The organism is Advenella sp. S44 (assembly GCF_002810445.1).
Classification (GTDB): domain Bacteria; phylum Pseudomonadota; class Gammaproteobacteria; order Burkholderiales; family Burkholderiaceae_B; genus Advenella.
The window spans coordinates 773,139-798,740 of the sequence record NZ_NEXS01000001.1; the positions used below are offsets into that span (position 1 = coordinate 773,139).

At 55.7% G+C, this 25,602-nt stretch carries 21 protein-coding genes; 8 read left to right on the forward strand and 13 right to left on the reverse strand.

Annotated elements, in window-relative coordinates; all coding sequences use genetic code 11:
• Nucleotides 1–11: 11 nt before the first annotated feature.
• Nucleotides 12–1,520, reverse strand: a complete 1,509-nt coding sequence (locus tag CAP48_RS03605) for a class I adenylate-forming enzyme family protein (RefSeq protein WP_100694615.1) — start codon at nucleotides 1,518–1,520, stop codon at nucleotides 12–14.
• A gap of 17 nt (nucleotides 1,521–1,537) precedes the next feature.
• Nucleotides 1,538–2,512 carry a tripartite tricarboxylate transporter substrate binding protein gene (locus CAP48_RS03610; protein ID WP_100694616.1) on the reverse strand — a complete coding sequence of 325 codons (975 nt, stop codon included), beginning with the start codon at nucleotides 2,510–2,512 and terminating at the stop codon, nucleotides 1,538–1,540.
• Nucleotides 2,513–2,620: 108 nt separating this feature from the next.
• On the opposite strand from CAP48_RS03610, the gene CAP48_RS20185 reads away from it, so the two are divergent.
• The 4 genes from CAP48_RS20185 to CAP48_RS03625 all read left to right on the forward strand — a co-directional run bounded on the left by CAP48_RS20185 (nucleotide 2,621) and on the right by CAP48_RS03625 (nucleotide 4,544).
• Nucleotides 2,621–2,785 (forward strand): hypothetical protein, encoded by a 165-nt coding sequence (locus CAP48_RS20185; RefSeq protein ID WP_161495193.1) that lies wholly within the window; start codon nucleotides 2,621–2,623, stop codon nucleotides 2,783–2,785.
• Nucleotides 2,786–2,970: 185 nt separating this feature from the next.
• The gene (locus tag CAP48_RS03615) at nucleotides 2,971–3,324 is read left to right on the forward strand and encodes an IclR family transcriptional regulator C-terminal domain-containing protein (RefSeq protein WP_100694617.1); all 354 of its coding nucleotides are present in this window, start codon (nucleotides 2,971–2,973) and stop codon (nucleotides 3,322–3,324) included.
• Between the two features lie 123 nt (nucleotides 3,325–3,447).
• Nucleotides 3,448–3,960 (forward strand): CMD domain-containing protein, encoded by a 513-nt coding sequence (locus CAP48_RS03620; RefSeq protein ID WP_100694618.1) that lies wholly within the window; start codon nucleotides 3,448–3,450, stop codon nucleotides 3,958–3,960.
• The gene (locus tag CAP48_RS03625; RefSeq protein WP_100694619.1) at nucleotides 3,957–4,544 is read left to right on the forward strand and encodes a peroxidase-related enzyme; all 588 of its coding nucleotides are present in this window, start codon (nucleotides 3,957–3,959) and stop codon (nucleotides 4,542–4,544) included. The genes CAP48_RS03620 and CAP48_RS03625 overlap by 4 nt, the downstream gene beginning before the upstream one ends.
• 296 nt (nucleotides 4,545–4,840) lie before the next feature.
• Here CAP48_RS03625 and CAP48_RS03630 read toward each other — a convergent pair whose 3' ends face one another.
• Genes CAP48_RS03630 through CAP48_RS03640 form a run of 3 tightly spaced genes read right to left on the reverse strand, consistent with a single transcriptional unit; the run spans nucleotide 4,841 to nucleotide 9,791 of the window.
• Nucleotides 4,841–5,662, reverse strand: coding sequence for an SAM-dependent methyltransferase (locus tag CAP48_RS03630; protein WP_100694620.1), 822 nt, complete (start codon nucleotides 5,660–5,662; stop codon nucleotides 4,841–4,843).
• Between the two features lie 10 nt (nucleotides 5,663–5,672).
• Nucleotides 5,673–7,034: an oxygen-independent coproporphyrinogen III oxidase gene (gene hemN / locus CAP48_RS03635; protein ID WP_100694621.1), complete on the reverse strand. Its 1,362-nt coding sequence runs from the start codon at nucleotides 7,032–7,034 to the stop codon at nucleotides 5,673–5,675.
• Between the two features lie 36 nt (nucleotides 7,035–7,070).
• Nucleotides 7,071–9,791 carry a DNA topoisomerase III gene (locus CAP48_RS03640; RefSeq protein WP_100694622.1) on the reverse strand — a complete coding sequence of 907 codons (2,721 nt, stop codon included), beginning with the start codon at nucleotides 9,789–9,791 and terminating at the stop codon, nucleotides 7,071–7,073.
• A gap of 161 nt (nucleotides 9,792–9,952) precedes the next feature.
• Between CAP48_RS03640 and CAP48_RS03645 the strand changes: the two genes are divergently transcribed.
• Nucleotides 9,953–12,676 carry a GDYXXLXY domain-containing protein gene (locus CAP48_RS03645; protein ID WP_100694623.1) on the forward strand — a complete coding sequence of 908 codons (2,724 nt, stop codon included), beginning with the start codon at nucleotides 9,953–9,955 and terminating at the stop codon, nucleotides 12,674–12,676.
• 99 nt (nucleotides 12,677–12,775) lie between these two features.
• Here the strand turns inward: CAP48_RS03645 and gluQRS are convergent, their stop codons facing one another.
• Nucleotides 12,776–13,702: a tRNA glutamyl-Q(34) synthetase GluQRS gene (gluQRS, locus tag CAP48_RS03650; protein ID WP_192871285.1), complete on the reverse strand. Its 927-nt coding sequence runs from the start codon at nucleotides 13,700–13,702 to the stop codon at nucleotides 12,776–12,778.
• Between the two features lie 125 nt (nucleotides 13,703–13,827).
• Nucleotides 13,828–14,286, reverse strand: coding sequence for a DUF494 domain-containing protein (locus CAP48_RS03655; protein ID WP_100694625.1), 459 nt, complete (start codon nucleotides 14,284–14,286; stop codon nucleotides 13,828–13,830).
• Nucleotides 14,287–14,540: 254 nt separating this feature from the next.
• On the opposite strand from CAP48_RS03655, the gene CAP48_RS03660 reads away from it, so the two are divergent.
• From CAP48_RS03660 to CAP48_RS03670, 3 genes are all read left to right on the forward strand, one after another.
• Nucleotides 14,541–14,900, forward strand: a complete 360-nt coding sequence (locus tag CAP48_RS03660; RefSeq protein WP_100694626.1) for a hypothetical protein — start codon at nucleotides 14,541–14,543, stop codon at nucleotides 14,898–14,900.
• Nucleotides 14,901–14,949: 49 nt separating this feature from the next.
• Nucleotides 14,950–16,140 carry an acetylornithine transaminase gene (locus CAP48_RS03665; protein ID WP_100694627.1) on the forward strand — a complete coding sequence of 397 codons (1,191 nt, stop codon included), beginning with the start codon at nucleotides 14,950–14,952 and terminating at the stop codon, nucleotides 16,138–16,140.
• 88 nt (nucleotides 16,141–16,228) lie between these two features.
• Nucleotides 16,229–16,561 carry a hypothetical protein gene (locus tag CAP48_RS03670; RefSeq protein WP_100694628.1) on the forward strand — a complete coding sequence of 111 codons (333 nt, stop codon included), beginning with the start codon at nucleotides 16,229–16,231 and terminating at the stop codon, nucleotides 16,559–16,561.
• Between the two features lie 100 nt (nucleotides 16,562–16,661).
• Here the strand turns inward: CAP48_RS03670 and CAP48_RS03675 are convergent, their stop codons facing one another.
• The 6 genes from CAP48_RS03675 to CAP48_RS03700 form a co-directional block, all read right to left on the reverse strand.
• Nucleotides 16,662–18,719: an acetyl/propionyl/methylcrotonyl-CoA carboxylase subunit alpha gene (locus tag CAP48_RS03675; protein WP_100694629.1), complete on the reverse strand. Its 2,058-nt coding sequence runs from the start codon at nucleotides 18,717–18,719 to the stop codon at nucleotides 16,662–16,664.
• Between the two features lie 14 nt (nucleotides 18,720–18,733).
• Complete coding sequence (locus tag CAP48_RS03680) at nucleotides 18,734–20,341, reverse strand: carboxyl transferase domain-containing protein (RefSeq protein WP_100694630.1); 1,608 nt, start codon at nucleotides 20,339–20,341, stop codon at nucleotides 18,734–18,736.
• A 117-nt stretch (nucleotides 20,342–20,458) separates the two neighbouring features.
• Entirely contained in the window at nucleotides 20,459–21,640 is a 1,182-nt protein-coding gene (locus CAP48_RS03685) for an acetyl-CoA C-acyltransferase (protein WP_100694631.1), read from the reverse strand.
• A complete protein-coding gene (gene aceK / locus CAP48_RS03690; protein WP_100694730.1) occupies nucleotides 21,637–23,499 on the reverse strand; it encodes a bifunctional isocitrate dehydrogenase kinase/phosphatase in 1,863 nt (620 codons plus the stop codon). The genes CAP48_RS03685 and aceK overlap by 4 nt, the downstream gene beginning before the upstream one ends.
• A gap of 57 nt (nucleotides 23,500–23,556) precedes the next feature.
• Nucleotides 23,557–24,735 (reverse strand): isovaleryl-CoA dehydrogenase, encoded by a 1,179-nt coding sequence (locus tag CAP48_RS03695; RefSeq protein ID WP_100694632.1) that lies wholly within the window; start codon nucleotides 24,733–24,735, stop codon nucleotides 23,557–23,559.
• A 374-nt stretch (nucleotides 24,736–25,109) separates the two neighbouring features.
• On the reverse strand, nucleotides 25,110–25,508 hold the full coding sequence (locus CAP48_RS03700; RefSeq protein ID WP_100694633.1) for a MerR family DNA-binding transcriptional regulator: 399 nt from the start codon (nucleotides 25,506–25,508) through the stop codon (nucleotides 25,110–25,112).
• Between the last annotated feature and the right edge of the window lie 94 nt (nucleotides 25,509–25,602).

Consider the following 25,602-nt stretch of genomic DNA (forward strand, 5'->3'; position numbering starts at 1 on the left):
TGTACTCCTTATTACAATTGTCGTGTTTCGGTGGTGTCCTGCATGCCGGACAGGACCAGTTCCTGAATGGTTTTCTTGAGCACCTTGCCTACCGGTGATCTGGGCAGACTTGCAAAGAAATAGATGTTTTTTGGCGTGTGAACCGGACCCAGTTTTTCTCTGACTAGTCGCTTGAGTTCGTCCGCTGTCGCCGCACTATCAGCGCGCAATTGAACAGCGGCGTTTACCGACTCGCCCCATTTTTCATCTGTGATTCCAAAGACTGCTGACTCGTACACACCGACGTGCTGCGATAGAACATTCTCAACATCTATCGGATAGACGTTGAAACCACCCGTGATAATCACATCGCGAATTCTGTCTTTGATAAACAGAAACCCTTTTTCGTCTACAAACCCGACGTCGCCTGTATGCAGCCAACCGTTTTTTATCGTCTCGGCTGTTTTCTCGGGCAGCCGCCAATACCCGGTCATCACAAGATCGCCACGGATCACGATTTCACCGGTTTCATTGGGAGGCAGCCTATTTTGCTGTTGATCTACAATCGCAATATCGGTGAACCAGCTGGCTTGTCCGACAGAAGTGCGGTATTGCGGTTGAGCCAGAGCATCGGGCCCAATCAACGTGGCTATTTGCGGTGCTTCTGTTTGCCCATAGGTCGTGGCAAGGACGTTGCCGAAAAAATCCTGTGCGCGTGCTATTTTTTCTGCCGGCATACCGGCTCCGCCGTATATCAGCAGCCGTAGACCCGGGAAATCCTTTGGTGATCCGGCGGCGATCAGCTTGTAGATGAGTGTCGGGGGCATAAAGGTCATCGTGCCCTTTTGTTCCCTGAATGCATGCACGATGTCGGCCGCCTCTGCTGATCCAGACAGCACCAGGCAGCCGCCTTGCGCCAGTACAGGCAAAACGTAAGTTCCGGTGCCATGACTGATGGGGGCGCAAATAACAAATTTGTCATTGTTTGTTATTTTCCAGCCGTGGATCTGATTGATAATAACGGCAACCCACGCCCGGTACGGTTGCATCACCCCTTTTGGCATACCAGTCGTGCCGCCCGTGAATTTGATGGCCTGGATCTCGTCATCGCTTCTGATCGCTTCGGGAACAGGCTGTCCGGTAAATCGTTCGATCAAGATGGGGATATCATGTGTATTGATGATATGTACGGTCTCCAGGCCGGCGGTCAATACTGCGCCATCGCCGTCCTGAATGATAATAGACGGCTTGATGACGGTTGTGATTCTTCTGATTTCTGTCGGTGTGCTTCGGTAATTGAGCGGCACCCATACCTTGCCGGCAGCCATAATGGCAAGCATGGCAACAATATAGGCGACCGAGTTCTGCGCGCATAGTCCGACCATGGAACCTGGTTCGTCGTCCAGTTTGTGGATTGCGCAAGCCAGCGCGCTTACCCGGTCTGCCAATGCGGCATAACTGACGCTTTCCTGCCTTGACTCAATGGCCGTGCTTTCAGGATAGCGCAGGGCTGCTCTGAAAAAAAAGTCTATTGGATACATCTTGTTGTTACCTTATTTCAGTTGGCCTGCAGCTTTGCCTGGCGCACGACCTGTTCCCATTTCGCAATTTCGTCCCGGGTAAATTGATCCAGATAGGCCGGGGTGTTTTCTATGGGCGCTGCGCTATAGCCGTTTTTGGCAAAGCTATCCTTGACTTCGGCGCTGGCGATCACTTTGTTCAATGCATCATTGAGTTTGCTGATAATCTTGTCGTCCGTCCCTTTGGGGGCTGCAATTGCAAACCACGAACTGACGAGAAAATTGTCAATCCCTTGTTCCTTGAAGGTGGGCACGTCGGGAAGCGCGGGATCACGCTTTTCTGTTGTGACCGCTAGCGGTATGAGCTTGTTCGATTTGATTCGTCCTACAGACGAAGGAATGTTGTCAAACATTGAATCGACCTGGGCGCCCAGCAAATCGTTGACTGCGGGGCCACTGCCTTTGTATGGAATATGAAGAATGTTCGTGCCCGTCAGGACCTTGAACAGCTCACATGACATATGAATAGACGACCCGATGCCTGATGAGGCGCAGGTCAGCTTTCCCGGGTTCTTTTTTGCATACGAAATATATTCGTCCACTGAATTGATATTTTTTTTCGGATTGACGACGAGCACATTGCCGATGGAGGCGATGAAGCCGACACTTTTGAAGTCGTTCAGATAATCGTAATTCAGGTTTTTATAAAGTGAACGGTTGATCGTGTTGGCAATGCTTCCGACCAGCAAGGTATAGCCGTCATTCTTTGCCCGGGCGACGTATTCCGTGCCAATGTTGCTGTTGGCCCCGGGTTTGTTTTCCACAATAACCGTTTGGCCCAATTGGCTGGAAAGGCCTTTAGCGATTAATCTCGCGAGGATATCGGTGGCGCCTCCCGCGGAATAGCCGACAACCAGGTTGATTGGTCGATCGGGATAGGCCGCTGCCACAGCAGGGGAGGCTGACAGTAGCGCCAGCGTCAGCGCCGTCATGCCAAAGCATTTTGTTTTCATCATGTCTCCAGTCTCATGTTTTATTGTGTTGATATGCAGCTGCATTCTAGTCAGGTTCAATAGTGTGACAAAATAAATTTGTCCAGAAATTGGACATAAGGAGCAGATATGCATTACAAGGATGAGCCCAAAACATTGGTACGCGGCCTCGCGATACTGGAGGCGCTTAGCAATGCCGATGCCTCTGGATTGAAGATTGCACAAATCGCAGCCAAGACCCAATCAATGAAATTTCTGATACAGGTCGTTTCGCATACAATCGCGACAAACTAAACCCGATCGCTAATTTTGGAGATGAGTCTGAGCAATTTAAAGGCGTACTGAGAAAAATCAGCGAGAAGACAGGAGATTCGTCTTTTCTGATCAGACAGGATAATGCGGATTCTTTATGTATCCATCGGGAAATAGGCACTTACCCCCTGCAGGTCCTCTCCATTCAGATTGACCATAAGCAGCCGATGGGCGTGGGGGCGGCCGGGCTGGCATTGCTTTCTTACCTGCCGGAGTCTGAGCAGGAGCGCATTCTTGCCGAGAATGAACAAAAGCTCTATCCCTATGGGGCAATTTCAGTGAAAAAGCTGCGATTGCTGATGAAGGCGACGCGAGAGCGAGGATGGTCTGCGGTTGGCAATGCTGCTGTACAGGGCGTGCTCGGAGTAGGAGTGGCTATCGCCGACAGACGTGGATGCCCCAGGTTTGCCATCAGCGTATCATCGGTGGAGGCGAGGTTTACCGTGAAGCGTCAAAGAGCAGTGGTACAAATAATAAAAGATGAAATTTCGGCATTGGAGTCGTACGGCTACATAAAATGACCAAAGCCGCATTTTGTCCATAACAACGGCAGCGTAAAGGGGCGCGAATTTTTTTCCTGTCTCCGTTAGAATGTCATATCGCATATGTCATGAATTCAAGAGCAACAACGTAAAGGAAATATTATGCAAAGCGCAGAGGCAGTCGATCTGATCGATACGCTACTGGGCCTTAAGCCCGATAGCAAGACCTGGCAAGCCCGTCAGTTCAGGGAAAAAGTCAAAACCGGCACGCAGCAAAGCTACGAAGCCCTGTTTTTTCCCGACGTAAGTTTGCCGCTGCATGATCGCTGGCTGGTGGCCGTATATGCCAGCAGCCTGATGAAGTCGCCCGAGCTGACAGCGCACTACACAGAACAGGCGTTGCTGGCGGGCATTGAAGAAAAGCTGGTGCAGATCGTGACTGAAGATCATGTTGAGGATATCGTCAAAAGTGAACTGAACAGTGTCCTGCAATTTACCAAGAAGCTGATTCTGGATCCGATAGAAGGCAATGAAGAAGCGTTGCTGACGCTGAAACAATCGGGCATGTCTACGCAAGACGTGGTTGTGCTTGGGCAATTGATCGGGTTTCTGGCCTACCAGATACGTCTGGTGGCCGGGTTGAAGGCAATGCAGAAACTGGAGCAGGCAGCATGAGCGATGTAATTAAAGTCAACGGATTTACCAATCAGACGCTGGGCTGGAAGGCCTGGCTGGATGTCGTGGACGCCAATGCGGCAACACCCGAACAGAACAAAGTATTGGAAGCGAGTCACCCGCAGGCCAAGACTTCCGATTATTATCTGCTGTTGGTGCATGAGCCGCACATTCTGGATCGGCGCTCATATACCTATAACGCCATCATGTATGCGCCAGGTGGTTTGAATCGTGCTGATCGGGAACTGGGCGCGCTGGCGGTATCGCGCATCAACGGCTGTGTCTACTGCGCTTCGGTGCATGCGCAGCGCTTCGAGCAACTGGCCAAGCGGAATGAAATCGTGCGCGACGTGTTTGTGGATCCTGCCACCGCAGCAAAAAATGAACGCGATGCTGCCGTTATCGACATCGCGACAGCGCTTACGCGCGGTGCGTCCGGATTTGATGCAGAGAATCTGCAAGTGTTGAAAAATCAGGGTTTCACCGAGATTGAAATGCTGGATTTGATCCATTCGGTGTCCGTGTTCGGCTGGGCCAATCGCCTGATGCAGAATCTGGGCGAGCCTGTTTTTTCAGCAGAGTAATTAATCAGTTAAACAGAGGGACGATGAGTGCGATAAGGCTGGCAGATCCATACGCGGCATCTGCATATCCTGTACGGGGAAAGCACACGCGCTGGCTGTCGCGCTCATCTACGCGCCTCATCACTATCGGAAATGATTGATTGCGAATCTGATGATTATCGCTCCCGCAATGTGATCTAAACCTGACGATGTTGAGTAATCACTTTGCGCGCTGCAATGGACGCGTCTGAGGTGGTGCCCAGTACGGCGGTAAGCGCAATATCCACTGAGGCAATCTGATCCCCAAAAATGCATTCTCAATAAGCAAACCGCTCCTGCAACGCTTCCAGATGGCATTCCTTCAAAATCGCCAGTTGCCGCTCACGGGCGCTTTTTTTGAAGCCACCGGTTTTTTTTGCGATGATCAGCTCGTTTTTCATGGAGTGTTCCCAACCTACCAGTTCGGTGACGGTCACCTGATAGCCGCGCGCTTCCAGTTGCAGGCAGCGTAATACATTTGTGATCTGGCTGCCGAATTCGCGGGTGTGCAGGGGGTGGCGCCATAGTTCGGACAAGGGCGTTTTACCCAGAGTATTGCCCTTGGTGGCGCGCAGTGCCGCGGCCACTTCTGCCTGGCAGCAGGGCACCAGCACGATAAAACGGGCATCGCGAGCCAGGGCAAAGCGGATGGCGTCGTCAGTGGCAGTATTGCAGGCGTGAAGCGCGGTGACAATATCGATTTTTTCAGGCAGATCGGCAGAAGCAATGGACTGCTCGACAGTCATATCCTTGAACTGCATGCCGTCAAAGCCCAGGCGGCGGGCCAGATCTTCCGATTTTCGGACCAGGTCGGCACGCGACTCAATGCCATATACCGTGGCGCTGTCGTGTTCCTTGAGAAACAGATCGTACAGAATAAAACCAAGATAGGACTTGCCGGCGCCGTGATCGACCAGCGACAGCGCCCGGCGCTCGTTCAGCACGGTTTGCATGAGCGGCTCAATGAATTGGTACAGGTGGTAGACCTGCTTGAGCTTGCGCCGCGTGTCCTGGTTGATTTTTCCTTCGCGCGTGAGGATATGCAGTTCCTTGAGCAGTTCCAAAGACTGTTGCGGCTTGATTTCCGGAATCAGGGTCATGTTGTGCCTTTTATACCGTCATCGAGAAAATCCGCGCATTCGGCTGCTTGCGCAGCATGCGCAGATCAAAGGCCATACAGATATTGCGCGCGAAAGTGCGCCCGGCCTCGGTAATGTCGATGCGGTCGTCACCGATGCGGATCAGGCCGTCGCTTTGCATCTCCTGTAGCCGCTCCAGTACGTCGGGCAGTTCGGGAAACTGCAGGGCCGGATCGGCCCAGCTTGTCTGCAACTGGCACATCAGGTTCAGAATGTGGCGCCGGATGATCAGATCTTCCTGGTCCAGCAAATGGCCGCGGAACAACGGCAGGACGCCGCTTTCTACACGGGCATAATAATCTTCAAGAACTTTTTCGTTCTGCGCAAAGGCATACCAGGTATCGCTGATGGCAGATACCCCCAGACCGATCATCAATTGTGTTGACGATGACGTGTAGCCCATGAAGTTGCGGTGCAGGTCCTTTTTAAGCATAGCCTGATACAGCGAATCGGATGGCAGCGAAAAGTGATCCATGCCGATTTCCACGTAGCCCAGCTCTTCCAGCAGCCGCTTGCCATTTTCGTACAGGGCGCGCTTCTCTTCGCCCGAAGGCAGGTCATTTTCGTCGAAACCACGCTGCCCATTGCCCTTGATCCAGGGAACGTGGGCATAGGAATAGAAGGCCAGGCGGTCGGGCTTGAGCGCGATGGTTTTCTTGATGGTCGATTCCATGGCGGCCCAGGTTTGGAACGGCAGACCGAAGATCAGGTCGTGACTGACACTGGTGTAGCCGATAGCACGGGCGGCGTCGGTGGCGTTCAGCACGTTTTCGTAGGGCTGGATGCGATGAATGGCCTTCTGGACCATCGGATCGTAATCCTGCACGCCGTAGCTGACCCTGCGAAAACCCAGGTCGTACAGCGTTTGCAAGTGTTCCTTGCGCGTATTGTTGGGATGGCCTTCGAAGCTGAACTCGTGATGCTCATGGACGATGGCGTCGTCCAGGATTCCAGTCAGCAGGCGCTTCAGGTTGGTGCTGCTAAAGAATGTCGGCGTGCCGCCGCCCAGGTGAATTTCCCGGATGACGGGTTTGTCGTCCAGCAGCTTGCGGTACATGGCCCATTCTTTGAGAACCGCATCAACATAGGGTTCTTCAACGCTGTGCTTTTTGGTAATGCGCTTGTGACAGGCGCAGAACGTACAGAGCACCTCACAGAATGGCAGATGGATGTACAGACTGACGCCTTCCTGGGCGTTCGACTCTGTAAAACTGCGCCTGACGGTCTGCAGATAGGCGTCGCTATCGAAACGGCTTTCGTCCCAATAGGGAACAGTCGGATAGCTGGTGTAGCGTGGGCCGGGGATGTTGTATTTCTGAATTAGTGTGTTCATTGTGTACATGCGCCCCCGGCATGAGGCGGGGGGCGCTTAAAATGCGGGCTCGGTGTCGTCCGGGTCGGCGGTTTTGGCGGTCTTGCGGGCAGCCGCGCTTTTGCTTGCGACTTTCTTTGCAGCGGCTTTTTTGACAGCTGTTTTCTTGGTGGCAGTTTTGCTTGCAGTCTTGCGGGCAGTTTTCTTGGCTGCTTTTTTGACCACTTTGCCGCTGTCGGCCTCTGCCGCGCCAGCGGCGCTTTTTGCCGCGGACTTGCTGGCGGCTTTGGCAGCCGATTTAGACGTCGCTTTTGCCGTTTTGGCTGGGCGGGGCTCAAATTCAAACTCTATTTTACCCGCTTTCGACATGGCCAGGTAGGCTTTGAACTTACGGTTGGTACGATTGGACACAAAACCGTCCAGCAGGTCGGTTTTACCCTGGCTCAGCAGCTTGCCCATCTGCTCGTGGCCGATTTCTTGCTGCAGGATGACTCGCCCTGACTTGAAGTCGCAGGTTTTCTTTTCGCTGACCGAATTCTCGCAGACGTAGCTCATGCCCGTGTCATATACATTGCCCTGGCATTTGGGGCATTGGCCGACAGGCGTCAGTTGGGAAACGTCCAGCGGTTCGCTGTTGTCGTCATCAGACTGGCCAAAATCGAATTCCAGCTTGTTTTCGGCTGTAATACGTAAAATGGCGGAAAAAGGTCGCCCCATTTTGCTGATGAAGCCGCTGAGCGGGCCCAGGGTTTTGTTTTGCAGCAGTTCTTCCACTTCGGGAATTTCAAAGGTACGTCCGCCAGGATGCTTGGTAATGGAAAAATCGCAGTTGGTGCAGGCGTAACGGCGGTAGTTTTCCTTGACGACGCTGCCGCAGGCCGGGCATGGTGTGATGAGCGTGGCGTAGTCGCCGGGCACGGTGTCCTGCTCGTATTCCTTGGCCCGCTTGACGATAATTTGCGTGCTTTGCGCAATTTCGCGCATGAATGCTTCGCGGTCCAGCTGGCCCTGTTCCATTTGCTTGAGCTTGTGTTCCCATTCGCCCGTCAGTTCGGGCGAGGTCAGCTCGCGTACGTTCAGTCCGACCAGCAGCGTCATGAGCTGGCGCGCCTTGGCTGTGGGAATCAGTTCGCGGCCTTCACGCCGCAGGTACTGTTCGTTGAGCAATCCTTCGATAATGGTGGCGCGCGTGGCCGGTGTTCCCAGTCCGCGCTCAGACATGGCTTCACGCAGTTCATCGTCGTCCACCAGTTTGCCGGCCCCCTCCATGGCCGATAGCAGGGTGGCCTCTGTATAGCGGGCGGGCGGACGGGTTGCCAGTTCCTTGGCCGCGATATCTTCCGTTTTGACGGTTTCATTTTCAGCCACGGGCACCAGGGTAGCATCGCTTTCCTGGTTCTCGCGTCCGTAAATTTCCAGCCAGCCCGGCTTGATTAGCACCTTGCCTTCAGTTTTGAAGTGGTGACTGGCCACAATCGTGATGCGCGTGGTTACCCTGAATTCGGCAGGCGGAAAGAACACGGCCATGAAACGCTTGGTGACCAAGTCGTAGATTTTGGCTTCGGCTTCGCTCAGTTCCTTGGGCACCTGCAGGGTAGGGATAATGGCAAAGTGATCCGAGATTTTTTTGTTGTCGAAAATTCGCTTGTTAGGCCTGACCCAGCTGTTTTGCAGGATTTTCTTTGCAAAGGGCGCATTGCGGCGTCCCAGCAGCGAATCGGCGCCCACGATGGCGTCAAAGGTTTGCTTGACCGTACTTTGGTAGTCTTCGGGCAGGTAACGGGAGTCGGTACGTGGGTAAGTGAGGGCCTTGTGTCGTTCGTACAGGCTTTGCGCCAGCGCCAGTGTGGTTTTGGCGGTAAAACCGAAACGTGAGTTGGCCTCGCGCTGCAGGGATGTCAGGTCAAACAGGCCTGGCGACATGGATGTTGATGGCTTGGATTCTTCGGTAACTGTGCCGTCTTTATGGCGACACGCAACAACCACCGATTGCGCACTGGCAGCCGACCACAGGCGGTTGTCTTTTTTCTCGGGATCGTGTTCATCCTTCTTGAAGGCAGGATCGAACCACTTGCCTTCATACAGGCCGCCGGCGGCTACGAAGGTGGCATGCACCTCCCAGTAATCGCGCGATTTGAACTTGCGGATTTTTTCTTCACGTTCGAAAACAATGGCCAGGGTCGGCGTCTGGACCCGGCCGATAGGCGTCTTGAAAAAGCCCCCGTCCTTGCTGTTGAAGGCGGTCATGGCGCGTGTGCCGTTGATGCCGATCAGCCAGTCGGCTTCTGCGCGCGAGCGGGCCGCCGCTTCCAGCGGCTTCATCACGCTGTCGTCGCGCAGGTTGTCGAAGGCCTCGATAATGGCGTTGCGTGTCATGGATTGCAGCCAAAGCCGCTTGATAGGCTTATTGACGCCAGCATACTGAATAATGTAGCGGAAGATCAATTCTCCCTCTCGCCCGGCGTCACATGCATTAATAATGGCAGTGACATCCTTGCGTTTGAGCAGGCGCACCAGCATTTTGAGGCGGTCGGTGGCTTTTTTGTCCGACGGCTTCAGGTCGAACGTTTTGGCGGGGATGGCCGGCAGATGATTGAAGGACCATTTGCCACGTACAACATCGTCGGGATTGGTCAGGGTTAGTAAATGCCCTACGCTGGACGACAGGACATACTGGTCGTTCTCGAAGTAGTCGCCTTCACGATGCATGCCGCCCAAGGCACGGGAAATATCGAGTGCAACTGAAGGTTTCTCAGCGATAATCAGGGTTTTCGTCATGGTTTTCCGAAGTTATGAACCGCAAGCGGATGTGTTATTTTTCACCTGAGTGTACTACACGGCTATTTTCCACACAGCGATAATCGCCTGCCGTGCTGTTTCTGGTGGCTGGCACTTTCCCGCCAGCTCAAGCGCGGATAATACGAGAGGTAATTCAATTGATGCAAGCTCCAACGGCTCTTACTGCCCAATCCGGGCATGAACAAATCGTCCGATGGCGTCTCTTTTTCTATATGGGAGCGCGGGTGCTGGGTATCGGCTTGCTGGCCAGTGGCATTGTGACCTGGATTGCGGCAAACTGGGATGGCTTTGGCAAGTTCGAGCGTATCGCCGGTGTCCAACTGTTGCTGGTTGCTGTTGTGGCTATTGCGCTGGTGCAGGCCGGGCGGGGGCGGCGCAGCTGCAGGCTCGTTACTGGCGTCCCGGGTCCCGCAAGTTCAGGCAGTGGGGCAGTACCGGCTTATGCTGGCGCTCTGTTTCTCGCTTGTGTGGCAACGGGGGGTCTGCTGGCGCTGCTGGGGCAAACCTATCAGACCGGCGCCGACCCCTGGACGCTGTTCGGCTGGTGGGCCTTGCTAACGGTTCCCTGGCTGCTGGTGGCCCGCAGCTGGTTTGTCATCGTTCTGTGGTTACTTGTACTAAATACGGCCATCATATTGCTGCTGGGCACGCAATTGGTGCTAAGCCCGCAGCGTTATACCCCAATGGGCTATGCGTGGGTGGTGGCTGCTATCAATGCCGGCCTGCTAGCGGGCGCCGAGCGTTTGCGCAGCCACTATAGCGATCCCTATCGGGTGGTCCCCCGGTTGCTGGCGCTCATTATACTGATCGCGCTGTTTTGTACGCTGGCTGCGTCTCTGGAATCGCTGTTTGACGGCCAGTCCAATCACGCCATGCTGCTGCAGGCAGTGCTGGTCGGGGCGGTTGTCTCAGGTGGGTTCTATCGTTATCGCCGTATCAGGCCCGATTTTTTCATTCTTTCGCAACTGGCCGTGTTTACGGTGCTGTATGCGGGAACCTACGTGCTTATCGCAAGCTGGCTGTTCGCCGAATCGATTGAGCTGAGCGTGGCGCTGGCCTTTCTGGTGGCGCTGGGCGGGATGCTCGGTTGCGTGTCCTGGCTCAGGAAGGTGTATCAAGCGCGGTCTGGCGCGCCCATGGCAAAAGCTGAATTTGAAGCTACCCCGGCGCGAAGTTCGCCGTTGTTGTTCTTGTTTTCATTCGGTTTTATATTTTTGTTGGGCCTAGCCCTTATTTTGGTCCTGGAAATACCGCCAGTCGGCGCTGCAGGCGCGGCTTTGGTTGCGGGGCTGTTGGCATACTTCGCCCCGCCTGGAAAATGGCGTGTCGTTGGCGCGACGCTGATGCTGGCCGGTTTGCTATTGCTGGCATTCGAGGTTTTCGGCCCAAGCGAGATAGACTATATGGGCCGCGATTTGCCAAGATTGGGTCTGATTGCCGGCCTGCTGCTTCTGTACCATATGTATCAAGTACCGTGGTTCCAGTTTTTGTGCGCAGTCGCAGCGCTGGTGCTCTTTGCCATTCTGTGGCCGCAGTACAGTCCTGGTATTGCGTTCGATCCTGCAGATGCCGGCTTGTACGGTAATCGCCATGACGCAGGCTGGGTGTTTTTTCTGAGCGAACTGGCGCCTGGCTGCATTGTATTGGCCTGCGTGATTTTGATGGGCCTGCCACCGGTCTGGCTGCGTCGCTACAAAACGCTCGCGTGGGCGCTGCTGGGCGTGCCGCTTGGTGCCTATGTGATTCACATGTCGGGGTTTTCCTACAGCGGTAATCCGAGTGTCCAGGATGGGTCGAACATGCTGGCCGTGGCGCTCAGCAAATGGCGTTTGCCCACACGGTTCCCAGTGGCTTACCTGGGTAATCTGGTGTTTGCCCTGCTGCCTGTTGGGATTGCATGGCTGTCAGCCACACGACGACGCGTTCCCGTAGCGGATCAGGCCATCGTGTTGCTGGTTCTGCTGGCGCTGGGCGTGCTGTGGGGCGATTTGCCTGCGGTCCAGTTGGGATTGTTATTGTGCCTGCTGGGCTACGAGCTGCGTTACCGTAGCATGCGGGTTGTGGGCGTGATCAGTATTGTGGTTTTTCTGGCGCAGTTTTATTTTCAACTGCATTTTCTTCTGCTGGATAAAGCGGTATTTCTGATCGCGCAGGGTGCCTCTCTGCTGGTGATTGCGCTGCTATGGTACCGGTTGCGTCCCGTTGCCGCCGTGCGACAGCCGCCTGTCGATCAGGATGGCACCACAGATCCGATCTTCGATATGCCCGATGGGCTCCATGGGCGCCAGGGGTCGCGCTTGCTTGTACCAGGCACTTCATCTGTCGCCCACACCCTGCCTGCACCTGTGGCCAGGTCCGGCCTCGGGTGGCCAAGCGTGCCGGTGCTTGCGAGCATTGTGGCCGGGCTAGTTGCCGTGCTGGCTGTGGCCAATACTGACATCGTGCAGAAAGAAGCGATTATCCGCGAAGGGACACGATTTGTGGTTGCATTGCGTCCGGTGGATCCACGCTCTTTGATGCAGGGCGACTATATGACGTTAAATTTTACGTCGCAGCGTGCAGACGACCGGGACCTGTTTTCCGATTATTCGCACCGGTATGTTGAACTGGAGCCCGACGCGCACGGTGTCTATCACTTTACACGGACGCTGCCGCAAATGGCGCCGCCGGCGCAACCCGGCAACGTCGTGGTGCGCTATCGCAGGCAGCTGGATGAGCGGGTGCTGTTTGTTACCGATGCGTATTTTTTCCCGGAGGGGCAGGGCGAACACTTTGCACGAGCCCGCTATGGGGAATTCCGTGTTAATCAGGACGGGGTGGCATTGTTAACCGGTTTGCTGGACGATAAACAAAATCGGCTATAGGTCGTGGTCGGTATTCAACAAGGGTACGGCGTCGTTGCGATGGTAGTTCGAGGAAAGCTGGGTGGTCGTTTTGACTAAAAAGAATGCCTAAGATGAATGTCAGCCAATATTAAAACGCTGTCGCCATGCCGCCACTGCCGCGTCCCAGAAGTCGTTCACGGTGTTGACGGGCAGTACGTCAAAACCCAGCGCTGCCCAGGCTCGCTGCAGGCTCTTGACGGGGTTATGTACATCGATGGCCTGCGCATGATTCTGCTTCGAGAGTTTTCTGCCCTCGCCGTCCAGCACCAACGGAATATGCATCATTCGCGGTGGCGTAAAACCCAGCATGCGGGCCAGTTGATGCTGCCTGGCGGTCGAAGATAACAGATCCTGACCTCGCACAATATCCGTCACTTGCTGATCGTGGTCGTCCACTACCACAACCAGTTGATAGGCGAACAGGCCATCGGCGCGTTTGACGATCATATCGCCTACGGCTTGGGCAACGTTTTGAGTTCGTTCACCCACCCAGCGATCAGTAAAGGAGTAAGCCTCATCGGGCATTCTCACGCGCCAGGCGCGGGGCGAGCGCCCGCCCGCAATGCCGGCCCGACACGTGCCCACGTAGGGCCGCTCGCCGTCTTCTCCCGCTAGGCCGGCCTGCTCGGCGTTGCTGGCGATCTCATGCCGTGTACAGGCGCATCCGTAAATCAGGCCTTGTCTGTCAAGTTGCTGGTATATGTCGGCATATCGCGACAACCGCTGCGACTGCCAGATAATGTCGCCATCCCAGCGCATTCCCAGTTGTCGCAATTGTGACAGGATGATCCGGTCTGCATCCCGTGCTACGCGCGGCGTGTCGATGTCTTCGATGCGTAGCAGCCATCGGCCATGATGGGCGCGGGCGTCCAGAAAGCTGGCCATGGCGGCGACAAGCGAGCCGTCGTGCAGAGGGCCGCTGGGACTGGGCGCAAAACGCCCCGTATAGGGGGCGCAGGTGGTGTGTGACGGGGTGGGCAAAATGAGCGGGACAGAAGTAGACAGAGTTAAAATAACCAGCAACTGGCCTGGCTGCACAAAGGCTTAGGCTCGCATCGTTTCCGGCGGCATATCTGCCCCATGCTCGCTTCATGCGATACATGGTGGCAAGCATCCCGCCGGAAAACGGGTCAGTGAAACAGTTTTTCTTCGTCGTCGGTAACCAGTTCTTCCAGAATCAGATGATCAATTTCCGCTTCCTGGCTCCACAAAACCATCAGCGTGATAATTTTGATGTGCTGCAACGACAAGGGCGCTTCCGGCGCTGCCATGGCCCGATCGATGATGATTTCTCGCAGTGGAGGTGCCACAGCGCCGCTATACTCCAGAAAACTCAGAAAGCCGAGTGCCGCCACGCCCAGGTGTTGTTGTTCGCCCGGCGTATAAAAGCGTGTACTGGAGTCTGACATGCTGGTCAGTTCCACGCATTTTTCCGTAGATTCGGCCAGACCGAAAAGCCAGCCGATCGCATCGTCAATGTCATCGTGCTCAAAGCCAGCAGCCATGAGCCTTTTGGTCAGGACGTCTGCGGAAGGGCAGGATTCTGGAGTGTAATAGTTCTCGAAGAGATAAACCAGGACATCATACATAATGCGTTTTCCCCAAAAGGTTTATTCAATGATAGCCCTTCAGTCAAATGACACCATCCTGCCTTCAAAATTCTTTAATTAAGCTGAAAGCGTAGATAAATGGTGGTATTTGACGGGCTACACCCGTCAGCCGTTACGCAGGCTTAATGATTATACTGTACGGGTTTTTGAGTGGGCAGGCAACGGTTTATTGGATCTGGTCATAAAAAAACCTCACAGCAGCTTACAGGCCCATGATTTAAAATGACTTTTCTATGACAAGTATGTTGCCTGGCCGCCGCGTCTCCTGTTTCAGACGATTGCGGTTTGCATCACCAACGTTCCCCTTAGCGCAAACATTAAGCAAAAACAAAAAATTACAGATAGATCTGCAGATTGACCATACTGAGGAAGCGGCGCAAGCAAGAAGACAAGCTGGGAGCAAAACCCGGAAGCGAAATCTGCAAGCGAAACCTGCAAGCGAAATCCGGATAAAAATCACAGTTGACGCCTGGCGCGAGACACCGCTGGGGGGAAAGAACGGGCTTTGCCCGTTGACCGATAAACGGTTCGCGACAAGAGGCCATCGTAAGCGCGTATTTTTCATGGGGGCCGGACATGCGAAGGGAATTTGAATACAATGAAAACTTACTTCGTCCTCGTTCGCATTTATAAGGAAACGCCATGTCATTTAGTTCCGCCGATGCCCAGTCGCTAATGGAAATTACCTCCCGTCCGCCTTTGTATTTCGTCAGTGGCGAGGGTTCCTGGCTGACGGACGACACCGGCAAGCGATATCTGGATTGCATTCAGGGTTGGGCGGTAAATTGTCTGGGACACTGTCCGCCGCAATTGGTCAAGGCGCTCAACGACCAGGCCGGAAAACTGATCAATCCGTCGCCCGCGTTTTTCAATGAACCGTCCGTGGCGCTGGCCAAGCGGCTGATTGATGCGTCGTGCTTCGATCGCGTCTTTTTTACCAACAGTGGCGCCGAGGCCAACGAGGGTGTGATCAAGCTGGCGCGCAAATGGGGCCAGAAGAAGAAAAACGGCGCCTACAAAATTATCACTTTCGACCACAGTTTTCACGGCCGTACACTGGCCACCATGTCTGCCTCGGGCAAGCCTGGGTGGGACACGAAATTTGCGCCGCAGGTCGATGGCTTTCCCAAGGCAGAACTGAATAATCTGGAATCGGTCAAGGCGTTAATTGACGACAATACGGTCGCCGTCATGCTGGAACCGGTGCAGGGCGAAGGCGGTGTCATTCCTGCAGAGATGGCGTTCATGAAAGCGCTGCGTGAACTGACCCGCGAGAACAATATGCTGCTGATCGTGGACGAAGTGCAGACAGGCATGGGCCGTTGCGGCGAACTGTTTGCCTATCAGGCTTATGGCATAGAGCCGGACATTATGTCGCTGGGCAAAGGTATCGGCGGCGGCATTCCCCTGGCCGCCATGCTGGCCCGCGAGGAAGTGTCGTGCTTTGAGCATGGCGATCAGGGTGGAACCTACAATGGCAACCCATTGATTACGGCCGGTGGTATTGCTGTTTTTGACACCTTGGCTGCACCGGGGTTTATGCAAAGTGTTCAGGTTCGTTCCGAACAGTTGTCGCAAGGTTTGCTGGCGCTGTCGGAAAAATGGGGCATGAAAGGCGAGCGTGGCATGGGCATGTTGCGCGCGTTGATGCTGGACAAGGACGATGGACCGGCGATTGTGGACGCAGCGCGCGAGCGCGGTCCCGAGGGTATGCTGCTGAATGCGCCGCGGCCTAATTTGTTGCGCTTTATGTCCGCCTTGAATATGACAGAAGACGAACTCAAGCTGATGCTGGCGTGGCTGGATGAAGTGATTGCCCAGGTCAGAGCCTGACCAGACCCCTGTCTGCCGACAGGGCAATGAGCCAGCCGGATGTTGTCGAATCCATCCGGTTGCTCCCAACGGATGACAAGGAGCAGACATGCAGAACGAAATGGAACTCAAAGAGCTGGTAATCGAGCTGTCGGATAATCTGAACCAGTGCATGGCGCAGCAGGCGGCGCTGCAACACGCGGTGTATGCGGTGCTGGCCAATGTAAGCGACAAAAAGGCCGTGCGCAATTCACTGAATGTCTGTGCCGAAAGTTTTCTGCAAGCTCAGGAGTCTTTGGGCTTGCCGGACGATATGATTGAAACTTACCAGGACGAGATCGCTGAACTGCTCGATACGCTGTCAGACGATATCGAACAGCAGCGTGATGCGGACTGGGCCAATGAAGGTGGCAATATTCATCTGGATGAAGACAAGCAATAATAAAATCTGGCTGAAATAGCACTGACGGGTGGCGCTTTACGCGCCAATCTTGTATCACGGTCGCAGCCTGGATCCAGATACCCGATGTTTCATTGGACAATCATGGCGTAACTTCGCCCCGGATTGACTGCGTATCGTCAATCCTGATCAGTTCCGCACCATCGCTTACCTGATCGCCAACGGCAAAGAACACTTCCTGGACAACCCCCGATGTGGGAGCGCTAATGGCATGCTCCATTTTCATGGCCTCCATGACCATCAGGGCGTCGCCTTTTTTTACGGTATCGCCGGACTTGACCGACAGAGAGATAATCTTTCCAGGCATGGGGGCGGTCAGGTTGCCACCATGATCGGCGCTCTCGTCGGCGGCATGGCGCAACACGTCGGGCAGCCCAAAAATACGGGTGCCGCCGGTTTGTCCTGTGCCAAACAACCAGGCCTGCTCTCCCTCCCGTACGACAGTGCCACGATAATTGCGGCCGTCCAGGTTGACCTGGGTGTGCCAGCTGGCGCCGTCGGCCTGCGCTGACCATGATAGCGGATAGCTACGGTCCTGGTGCACCAGTTGCCACTGTCCGTCAACGCGCTGCATGTGTAGCGTATGCGCAATATCGCCATCCTGCAGTTGCAGTGTCTGTTGGTAGGAACCCGACAGGCGCCAGCCGTCGGTGCTGTCCCATGGGTCTATGCTGATGAGATCACCCTGGTTGCTGTTATGGCCTGTTTGCCCCTGGGCACTGATCCAGGTAGCTGCCACGCAGGCAAGTGCCGGCAACGTGGCTGCGGTGTGTTCGGGCAGCAATTGCTCGCGATTTTTCTCGATCAGCCCCGTGTCCAGATCGGCAGTGGCAAACGCCGTGTTTTCCATGAGCCGGCCCAGAAACGCCAGATTGGTGCGAACGCCAACAACATGGGTTTGCGCCAGCGCCGTATGCATGCGCGCAATGGCCTGTTCGCGGTTTTCACCCCAGACAATCAGCTTGGCGATCATGGGGTCGTAATAGGGCGAGATGGTATCGCCCTGGCCGACGCCGCCGTCGACGCGAACCGTACCGTTACGAAAGGCGACGTGATCCGGCAGGCGCAGATGGCTTAGTGTGCCGATGGAAGGCAGAAAGCCGTTGTCCGGATTTTCTGCGTAGATCCGCGCTTCAATGGCATGACCTTGCATAGTCAGTTGCGCCTGCGTCAATGGCAGGGGCTGTCCGGCAGCAACGCGCAATTGCCACTCGACCAGGTCCAGCCCGGTGATCATCTCGGTGACCGGATGCTCCACTTGCAAACGGGTGTTCATTTCCATGAAGTAAAAGCGACCGTCCGGTTCAGCAATGAACTCGACAGTGCCAGCGCCTACATAACCTACAGCCTTGGCGGCGGCCACGGCCGCCTCGCCCATTTGCTTGCGGCGTTCCGCGGTCATGCCTGGCGCCGGCGCCTCTTCGATGACTTTTTGGTGGCGGCGTTGGACCGAGCAATCACGCTCGAACAAGTACACGGCATTGCCCTGGCCGTCAGCAAAGACCTGAATCTCGATATGGCGCGGTTTGGTCAGATAGCGCTCGATCAGGACCATGTCGTCGCCAAAGCTACTAATCGCTTCACGCTTGCATGAGGCCAGCGCGGCGGCAAACTGCGCAGCGCTATTGACCACGCGCATGCCTTTGCCACCGCCGCCGGCACTGGCCTTGATCAGTACCGGATAGCCGATGCGGTCGGCTTCCTGATGCAAAAGAGACGGGTTCTGGTCTTTGCCGTGATAGCCCGGCACCAGCGGGACGCCAGCCTGTTCCATCAGGGACTTGGCGGCAGACTTACTGCCCATGGCGGCAATGGCTGAGGCCGGGGGGCCGATAAATGTGACGCCAGCCTGCCCACAAGCCTGGGCAAAGGCTTCGTTCTCGGACAGAAAACCGTAACCCGGGTGAATCGCTTGTGCGCCCGTCGCCTTTGCGGCATTCAGAATCACCTCTGGCAGCAGGTAGCTGGCGCGCGGTTCGGCCGCGCCAATATGGACCGATTCATCGCAGGCTTGGACATGGGCTGCGTCGGCATCGGCATCGGAGTAGACGGCAACGGTGCGAATGCCCATGCGTCGGGCAGTGGCGGCCACACGGCAGGCGATTTCGCCGCGATTGGCAATAAGGATAGTATGGAACATGATCTTGTCTCCGGTCAGATACGGAACACGCCGAAACGGGTGTCTTCTATCGGGGCGTTCAGGGCTGCGGACAGGCTTAGTGCCAGTACCCGGCGGGTGTCTGCAGGCTGGATGATGCCGTCGTCCCACAGGCGCGCGGTGGCGTAGTATGGGTGTCCTTCTCGCTCGTACTGGTCGCGTATCGGAGCCTTGAATTGTTCTTCCTCGTCGGCAGACCAGTTGCCGCCCTTGGCCTCGATGCTATCGCGGCGGATTGTAGACAATACGCTGGCGGCCTGCTCGCCACCCATGACTGAAATACGTGCATTGGGCCACATAAAGAGCATGCGGGGATTGAAGGCGCGACCGCACATCCCGTAGTTGCCTGCGCCGAAAGAGCCGCCGATGAGAACGGTGATTTTGGGCACCGATGCGGTAGATACCGCCGTGACCATTTTGGCGCCGTGGCGGGCAATGCCTTCATTTTCGTATTTACGGCCCACCATAAAGCCGGTAATGTTCTGCAAAAAGATAAGCGGAATCTTGCGCTGGCAGCACAGTTCAATAAAGTGCGCGCCTTTTTGCGCCGCTTCGGAAAACAGGATCCCGTTGTTGGCGATAATGCCCACCGGCATGCCGTGCAGATGAGCAAAGCCGGTCACCAGCGTGGTGCCGAAACGCGCCTTGAACTCATCGAACTCGGATCCGTCCACTATACGCGCAATGACCTCACGTACGTCGTAGGGCTTTCGGGTGTCAGCAGGAATAATGCCGTTGAGCTCTGCAGGATCGTACACCGGCTCGCGCACTGCCTGCAACCTGAGCGGCATGTCCTTTTTGATATTCAGCCGTGCCACTGTATCGCGGGCCAGCTGCAATGCATGCAGGTCGCTGTTGGCCAGATGATCCACCACGCCGGACAGGCGCGTGTGAACATCGCCGCCGCCCAGGTCTTCAGCCGTGACGACCTCACCTGTTGCGGCTTTGACCAGTGGCGGGCCGCCCAGGAAGATAGTGCCCTGGTTTTTGACGATGATGGATTCATCGCTCATGGCTGGCACATAGGCGCCGCCGGCCGTACACGAGCCCATGACAACGGCAATTTGCGCAATGCCCATGGACGACATGACCGCCTGATTGTAAAAAATGCGGCCGAAGTGATCCCTATCGGGAAACACCATATCCTGACGGGGCAGGTTGGCACCGCCAGAGTCCACCAGGTAAATGCATGGCAGGCGATTCTGCTGGGCGATTTCCTGGGCACGCAGATGTTTTTTTACCGTCATCGGGTAGTATGTACCGCCCTTGACAGTGGCGTCGTTACATACGATCACGCATTCAATCCCGTTGACCCGCCCGATGCCGGTAATCACCCCGGCGCCTGGCGCTTCGTTGTCATACATGCCGTGTGCTGCCATGGGCGACAGTTCCAGGAACGGCGAACCGGGATCCAGCAGGCGTTCAACCCGCTCGCGCGGCAGCAGCTTGCCCCGCGCCACGTGCTTGTCGCGTGCACTCTGGCTGCCGCCCAGCGCGGTTTTTTCCAGATGCATCAATAGATCATCGATCTGTTGCTGCATCGCCTGCGCGTTTTCCAGAAAGCCTGCGGAACGGGCATTGATTTTTGAGGTAATAACGGGCATACATCGTTTCCATGCAAGAAGCCGGCCGCTGCGAGCCATCGGGCGCGAGCAACAGGAGAGAGTGTGGATGAGGGCCGTGCCCGGTAAACTCGCTACCCGGCACGGATTCCAACAGGATCAGATCATTTCGATGGCAAGCGCCACGGCTTCCCCGCCGCCAATGCACAAAGAGGCCACACCGCGTTTGCCTTTGGTCTTGCGCAGCGCGCCAAGCAGTGTGGTCAGAATGCGGGCGCCGGATGCGCCGATAGGATGACCCAGTGCAGTGGCGCCGCCATGGATATTGACTTTTGCGTGATCCAGCTCCAGCTCTTTCATGGCGGCCATGGTGACCACGGCGAAGGCCTCGTTGATTTCGTAAAGATCAACGTCGTCTTTGCCCCAGGACAGCTTGTCCAGCAGTTTCTGGATGGCGCTGACCGGTGCGGTGGTAAACCATTCGGGCTCATGAGAATGCTGTGAATGGCCAACAATACGCGCGATCGGTGCGGCACCCATTTTTTTTGCGGTCGATTCGCGCATGATGACCAGTGCAGCAGCCCCGTCAGAAATGGAAGACGAATTGGCTGCAGTGACCGAACCGTCTTTTTTGAATGCAGGCTTGAGGGCCGGAATTTTTTCGGGCTTGGCTTTGCCTGGGGACTCGTCGGTGGCGACAACCGTCTCACCGCCCCGGCCGCTGACGGTCACGGGGGCAATTTCCCATTCGAAGCTGCCATCGGCAATGGCGGCATTGGCGCGTTTGAGCGATTCTATGGAAAACGCATCCTGTTCTTCACGGGTAAAGGTGTACTTATCTGCACATTTTTCGGCAAATACCCCCATGGCGGTACCGCGCTCGTAGGCGTCTTCAAGGCCGTCCAGTGCCATATGGTCGTAGACAGTGGAGTGACCATAGCGGTAGCCCTGACGACCCTTGAGCAACAGGTAGGGGGCATTGCTCATGCTTTCCTGGCCGCCGGCGACAACAACATCGGCGCTGCCAGCCAGCAGCAGGTCGTGGGCAAACATGGCTGCTTTGAGCCCTGAGCCGCAAACTTTGTGAACGGTGGTGCAAGCCACGCTCCTGGGCAGTCCTGCACCCAGGGCTGCCTGGCGGGCCGGCGCCTGGCCTTGTCCGGCCTGCAGTACATTGCCCATAATGACCTCCTGCACATCGTCGACCTTGATGCCTGCGCGTTCGACGGCGGCGCGAATGGCCGTAGCGCCCAGCTCGTGCGCAGCCAGCCCGGAAAGGCTGCCCATCATGGCCCCCATGGGGGTGCGGGCAGCAGAAACGATTACGATAGGATCATTCATGTCGATTCCTTAAATGAGTGATGTTGCCGCGGCACGCCTGGATAATGCAGGCAGCGCTCAGCGGGATAGGGAAAGATGTCTTCAATTTTACCGGAGGCCACCCGGTTCTGCCGGTTCTGCCACCATTGGTAATCCAGCAATTGGCCGTGGTGTTTCAGGAATGCCCGTCGCACGCGCGGGTCGCCCAGCAGGAACCGTTCAAATTCTTCAGGGAATACGTCATTGGCGTGAACGGCGTACCAGGGCTCGTCGGACATTTCGGCCTCTTCATTGGGCGCTGGCGGAATGCTTCGGAAAACCATCTCGGTGATCGGCTGGATCTCGTCATAGTCATAAAACACGACGCGGCCCAGGCGCGTGACGCCGAAGTTTTTGTACAGCATATCGCCCGCAAAGATATTGGCGGCGGCCAACTCGGCAATGGCATCGCCATAGCCCTTGACGGCGTCTTCGAGCGCTGCGTCGCTGGCTCGATTCAGATACAGGTTCAGCGGTGTCATGCGCCGCTCGATATACACGTGACGAAGCACAATTGCGCTCTCGGTTTCTTCGATTAGACTGGGCACCTCGGTGCGCAGTTCCTTGAGCAGAGCATCGGAAAACCGCGCCAGCGGCAGCGCCACTTGTGAATACTCCCAAGTGTCGGCCATGCGCCCGACGCGATCATGCAGTTTGACCATCTGGTATTTCTGGCGCACTGTCTGGTGGACCATCCCGTCCTTGCGAATCTTGTCGCGGATCAATTTGAACACATAAGGGTAGGAGCCCAGCGTGAACACGGTCATGACCATCCCTTCAATACCGGGTGCGATATCGAAGGTATCGGTCGAGTGCGTAAGGTGATGCAGAAAGTCGCGGTAAAACAGGGTCTTGCCCTGTTTCTGCAGCCCGATAGCCGTATACAGTTCCGCCTTGGGTTTGGCCGGCATCAGGCTTTGCAGAAACGAGACGTAGGAGGACGGGGTTTCCATGTCTACCAGAAAATAGGCACGGGTAAAACTGAACAATGTGCTGATATCGGGGCGGGTGTGCAGCAGCGCGTGCAACTGGATCTCGTRTGCCGGCGTGTGCAACAGCGGGATGGCAAATGGGTAGAGCTGTCCGTTATTGATGAAGCGGCCTATGATATAGGCACCCTTGTTACGGAAAAATAGACTGCGCAACACATGGATCTGGCAGTCGGGCGCAATGCGTGAGCCGCCGGTTTTGATGATTTCTTTTCGCAGCACGCTGACGGCGCGGCGGGCCAGCAGGCGGGCGTCCGCCGGCAGGTCGTGATAAGGCAGGGCCAGTCCGAAATCAGCCACCAGGTCTATGACAGTCGACACGATACCGTGAGTATGCGGGTAGTAAACGCGATAGGAGCTGCCCTGGGCATCAATGTAATCAGTGGCAACGGCGGGGCGCACAAACAGAAAATCGTTGTGGAAATAGTCGCGATGCATGATGCGGCTGCAGACCGAATTGAAGAACGTCTCGGCACATTCCGGCTGGCTATGCTCCAGCAGCAGTTGGGTATAGGCCTGCTTGATATCCTGCCAGTATTGGCTTTGTGCTTCGGTAAAAGAGCCGCCCAGCTTCGGATCCTGCATGGCCATGCAGGTCCTGGCCAGCAACTGGGTAATTTGACGAGTACATTCGCGCACCCGCGTGTCGTAGTAATCGATCCGCTCGCGGTTGACGCGCTGCATGCCATGCCAGTCATGCGACTCGAACAGGGCTTTGGCGCGTTGCGCCACAAAGCGGAACAACGAGTAGTGCCGATTGAACCCGGCCAGGATTTCTTCGGCCAGCGCAGCAGGTTCCGGCACTTGCGGATCGACTTGTCGGACTTGCTGGTGATCTGCGGTAAGCGGCATCGTCATATGTCTTGTGTCTTGCGGCAAATGGCTCGGTTCGCCAACCGGGCCGAAACGTTATTGTGTTTCGTTGAACAATTCGCGCCCAATGAGCATGCGGCGGATTTCGCTGGTGCCGGCACCAATCTCATATAGTTTGGCATCGCGCCACAGGCGCCCGGTCGGGTATTCATTGATGTAACCGTTGCCGCCCAGAATCTGGATACCTTCGCCTGCCATCCAGGTGGCTTTTTCCGCGCAATACAGGATGACGGCGGCGCAGTCTTTGCGCACCTCGCGCACGTGGCCGGTGCCGAGCCGATCCAGATGCTTGCCCACGGTATAGCAAAATGCCCGGCTGGCCTGCAGCGTGGTGTACAGATCGGCCATTTTTCCCTGGATAAGCTGGAACTGGCCGATAGACTGGCCAAATTGCTTGCGGTCATGCACATAGGGCACGGTAATGTCCATGACGGCCTGCATGATGCCCAGCGGGCCGCCGGCCAGCACGGCGCGCTCGTAATCGAGCCCGCTCATCAGCACCTTGACGCCACCATTGAGCTGCCCCAGGATATTTTCTTCCGGCACTTCGCAGTTCTCAAATACCAGCTCGCCGGTATGGCTGCCACGCATGCCAAGTTTGTCCAGCTTTTGTGCGACGGAAAACCCCTTGAAGTCTTTTTCAATAATGAAAGCGGTAATGCCCTTGGCGTTGGCTTGCGGGTCGGTTTTGGCGTAGACGACCAAGGTATCGGCGTCGGGGCCATTGGTGATCCACATTTTGGTGCCATTGAGCACATAGCGGTCGCCTTTTTTCTCGGCGCGCAATTTCATGCTGACTACATCGGAACCGGCGCCGGGCTCGCTCATGGCCAGCGCACCGATATGCTCGCCGCTTATAAGCTTGGGCAAGTATTTTTTCTTTTGCGCTTCGGTGCCGTTGCGATGCAACTGATTGACGCACAGGTTGGAGTGGGCGCCGTAAGACAGGGCCACCGAGGCACTGGCGCGCGAGAGTTCTTCCATGACTATCATGTGGGCCAGATACCCAAGATTGGCGCCACCATATTCTTCACTGACTGTCATGCCAAGGACACCCAGATCGCCGAATTTTTTCCACAGATCCATGGGAAACTGGTCATCGCGGTCCAGCTGGGCTGCACGCGGAGCTATCTCTGCCTTGGCAAAATCTGCTACGGCATCGCGCAGCATGTCCAGATCTTGGCCCAAGTCAAAATTCAAACCGGGAAGCGTCATGAAAGATCTCCGTCGAGGTGGTGCGTAAGTGAGTGAGGGTCTGAGTGGAACTCACCAACAACTATAAGTTTACGTGAACCGGATCGCGGCTTGATGACCGAAGGGTGCAAACAAGGGTAATCGCCAGTGTGGAAATTGCGATTGCTCGCATTTCTCCCGGGTCCGGGACTGGCGCTTAATATATCATTACGTTTACGTAAACGTCAATAATGATTGGCTCAGGAAAAACCCGTACGCGGAAAATGACATTGGGTGTGGGTCGTGGAGCCAGCGTCCGTGCCTGGATCCGTGTCGGTGTGTGCGTGCCGGTGTCCGTGTCGCCAGGCGAGCGCGTGACGCTTATTGGGTTTGCATGAACCTGGGGCTGGGACAATTTATCCTGATGTCGCCGTGTCGCCCACTTCGCTTAGCAGTTTCAGGCAGTTTTTTTCCTGTTCATCGATTTCAGCCAGGGTCTGGTCCAGGTCCTGCTTTTGCTGCATGAGTTGCTGCTTGTGCCGGGTCAGAATTGCCAGGTAACTTTGCAATTGCGGCTGGGTGCTGCCAGGCCCTTCGTACATGCCGATAAGCGAGCAGATCTCGGATAGTTGCAGCCCTAGTCTTTTACCACGCAATGCCAGTTTGAGGCGTGTGCGATCCCGATGCGTATAGATCCGCTTTTGCCCGTCGCGGGTCGGATTGACGATGCGGTGATCTTCGTAGAAACGAAGCGTGCGCGGCGTGATATTGAATTCTTCCGCAAGTTCGGAAATAGACCAGGTGCGTGGGTTCATGGGGCCAAAGCAGTCCGCAAGAGGATTCGGACTTGCATGTTTACGTTAACGTAAACTATGATCTATGAATTAAAACTAATTGTCAATGAGGAGA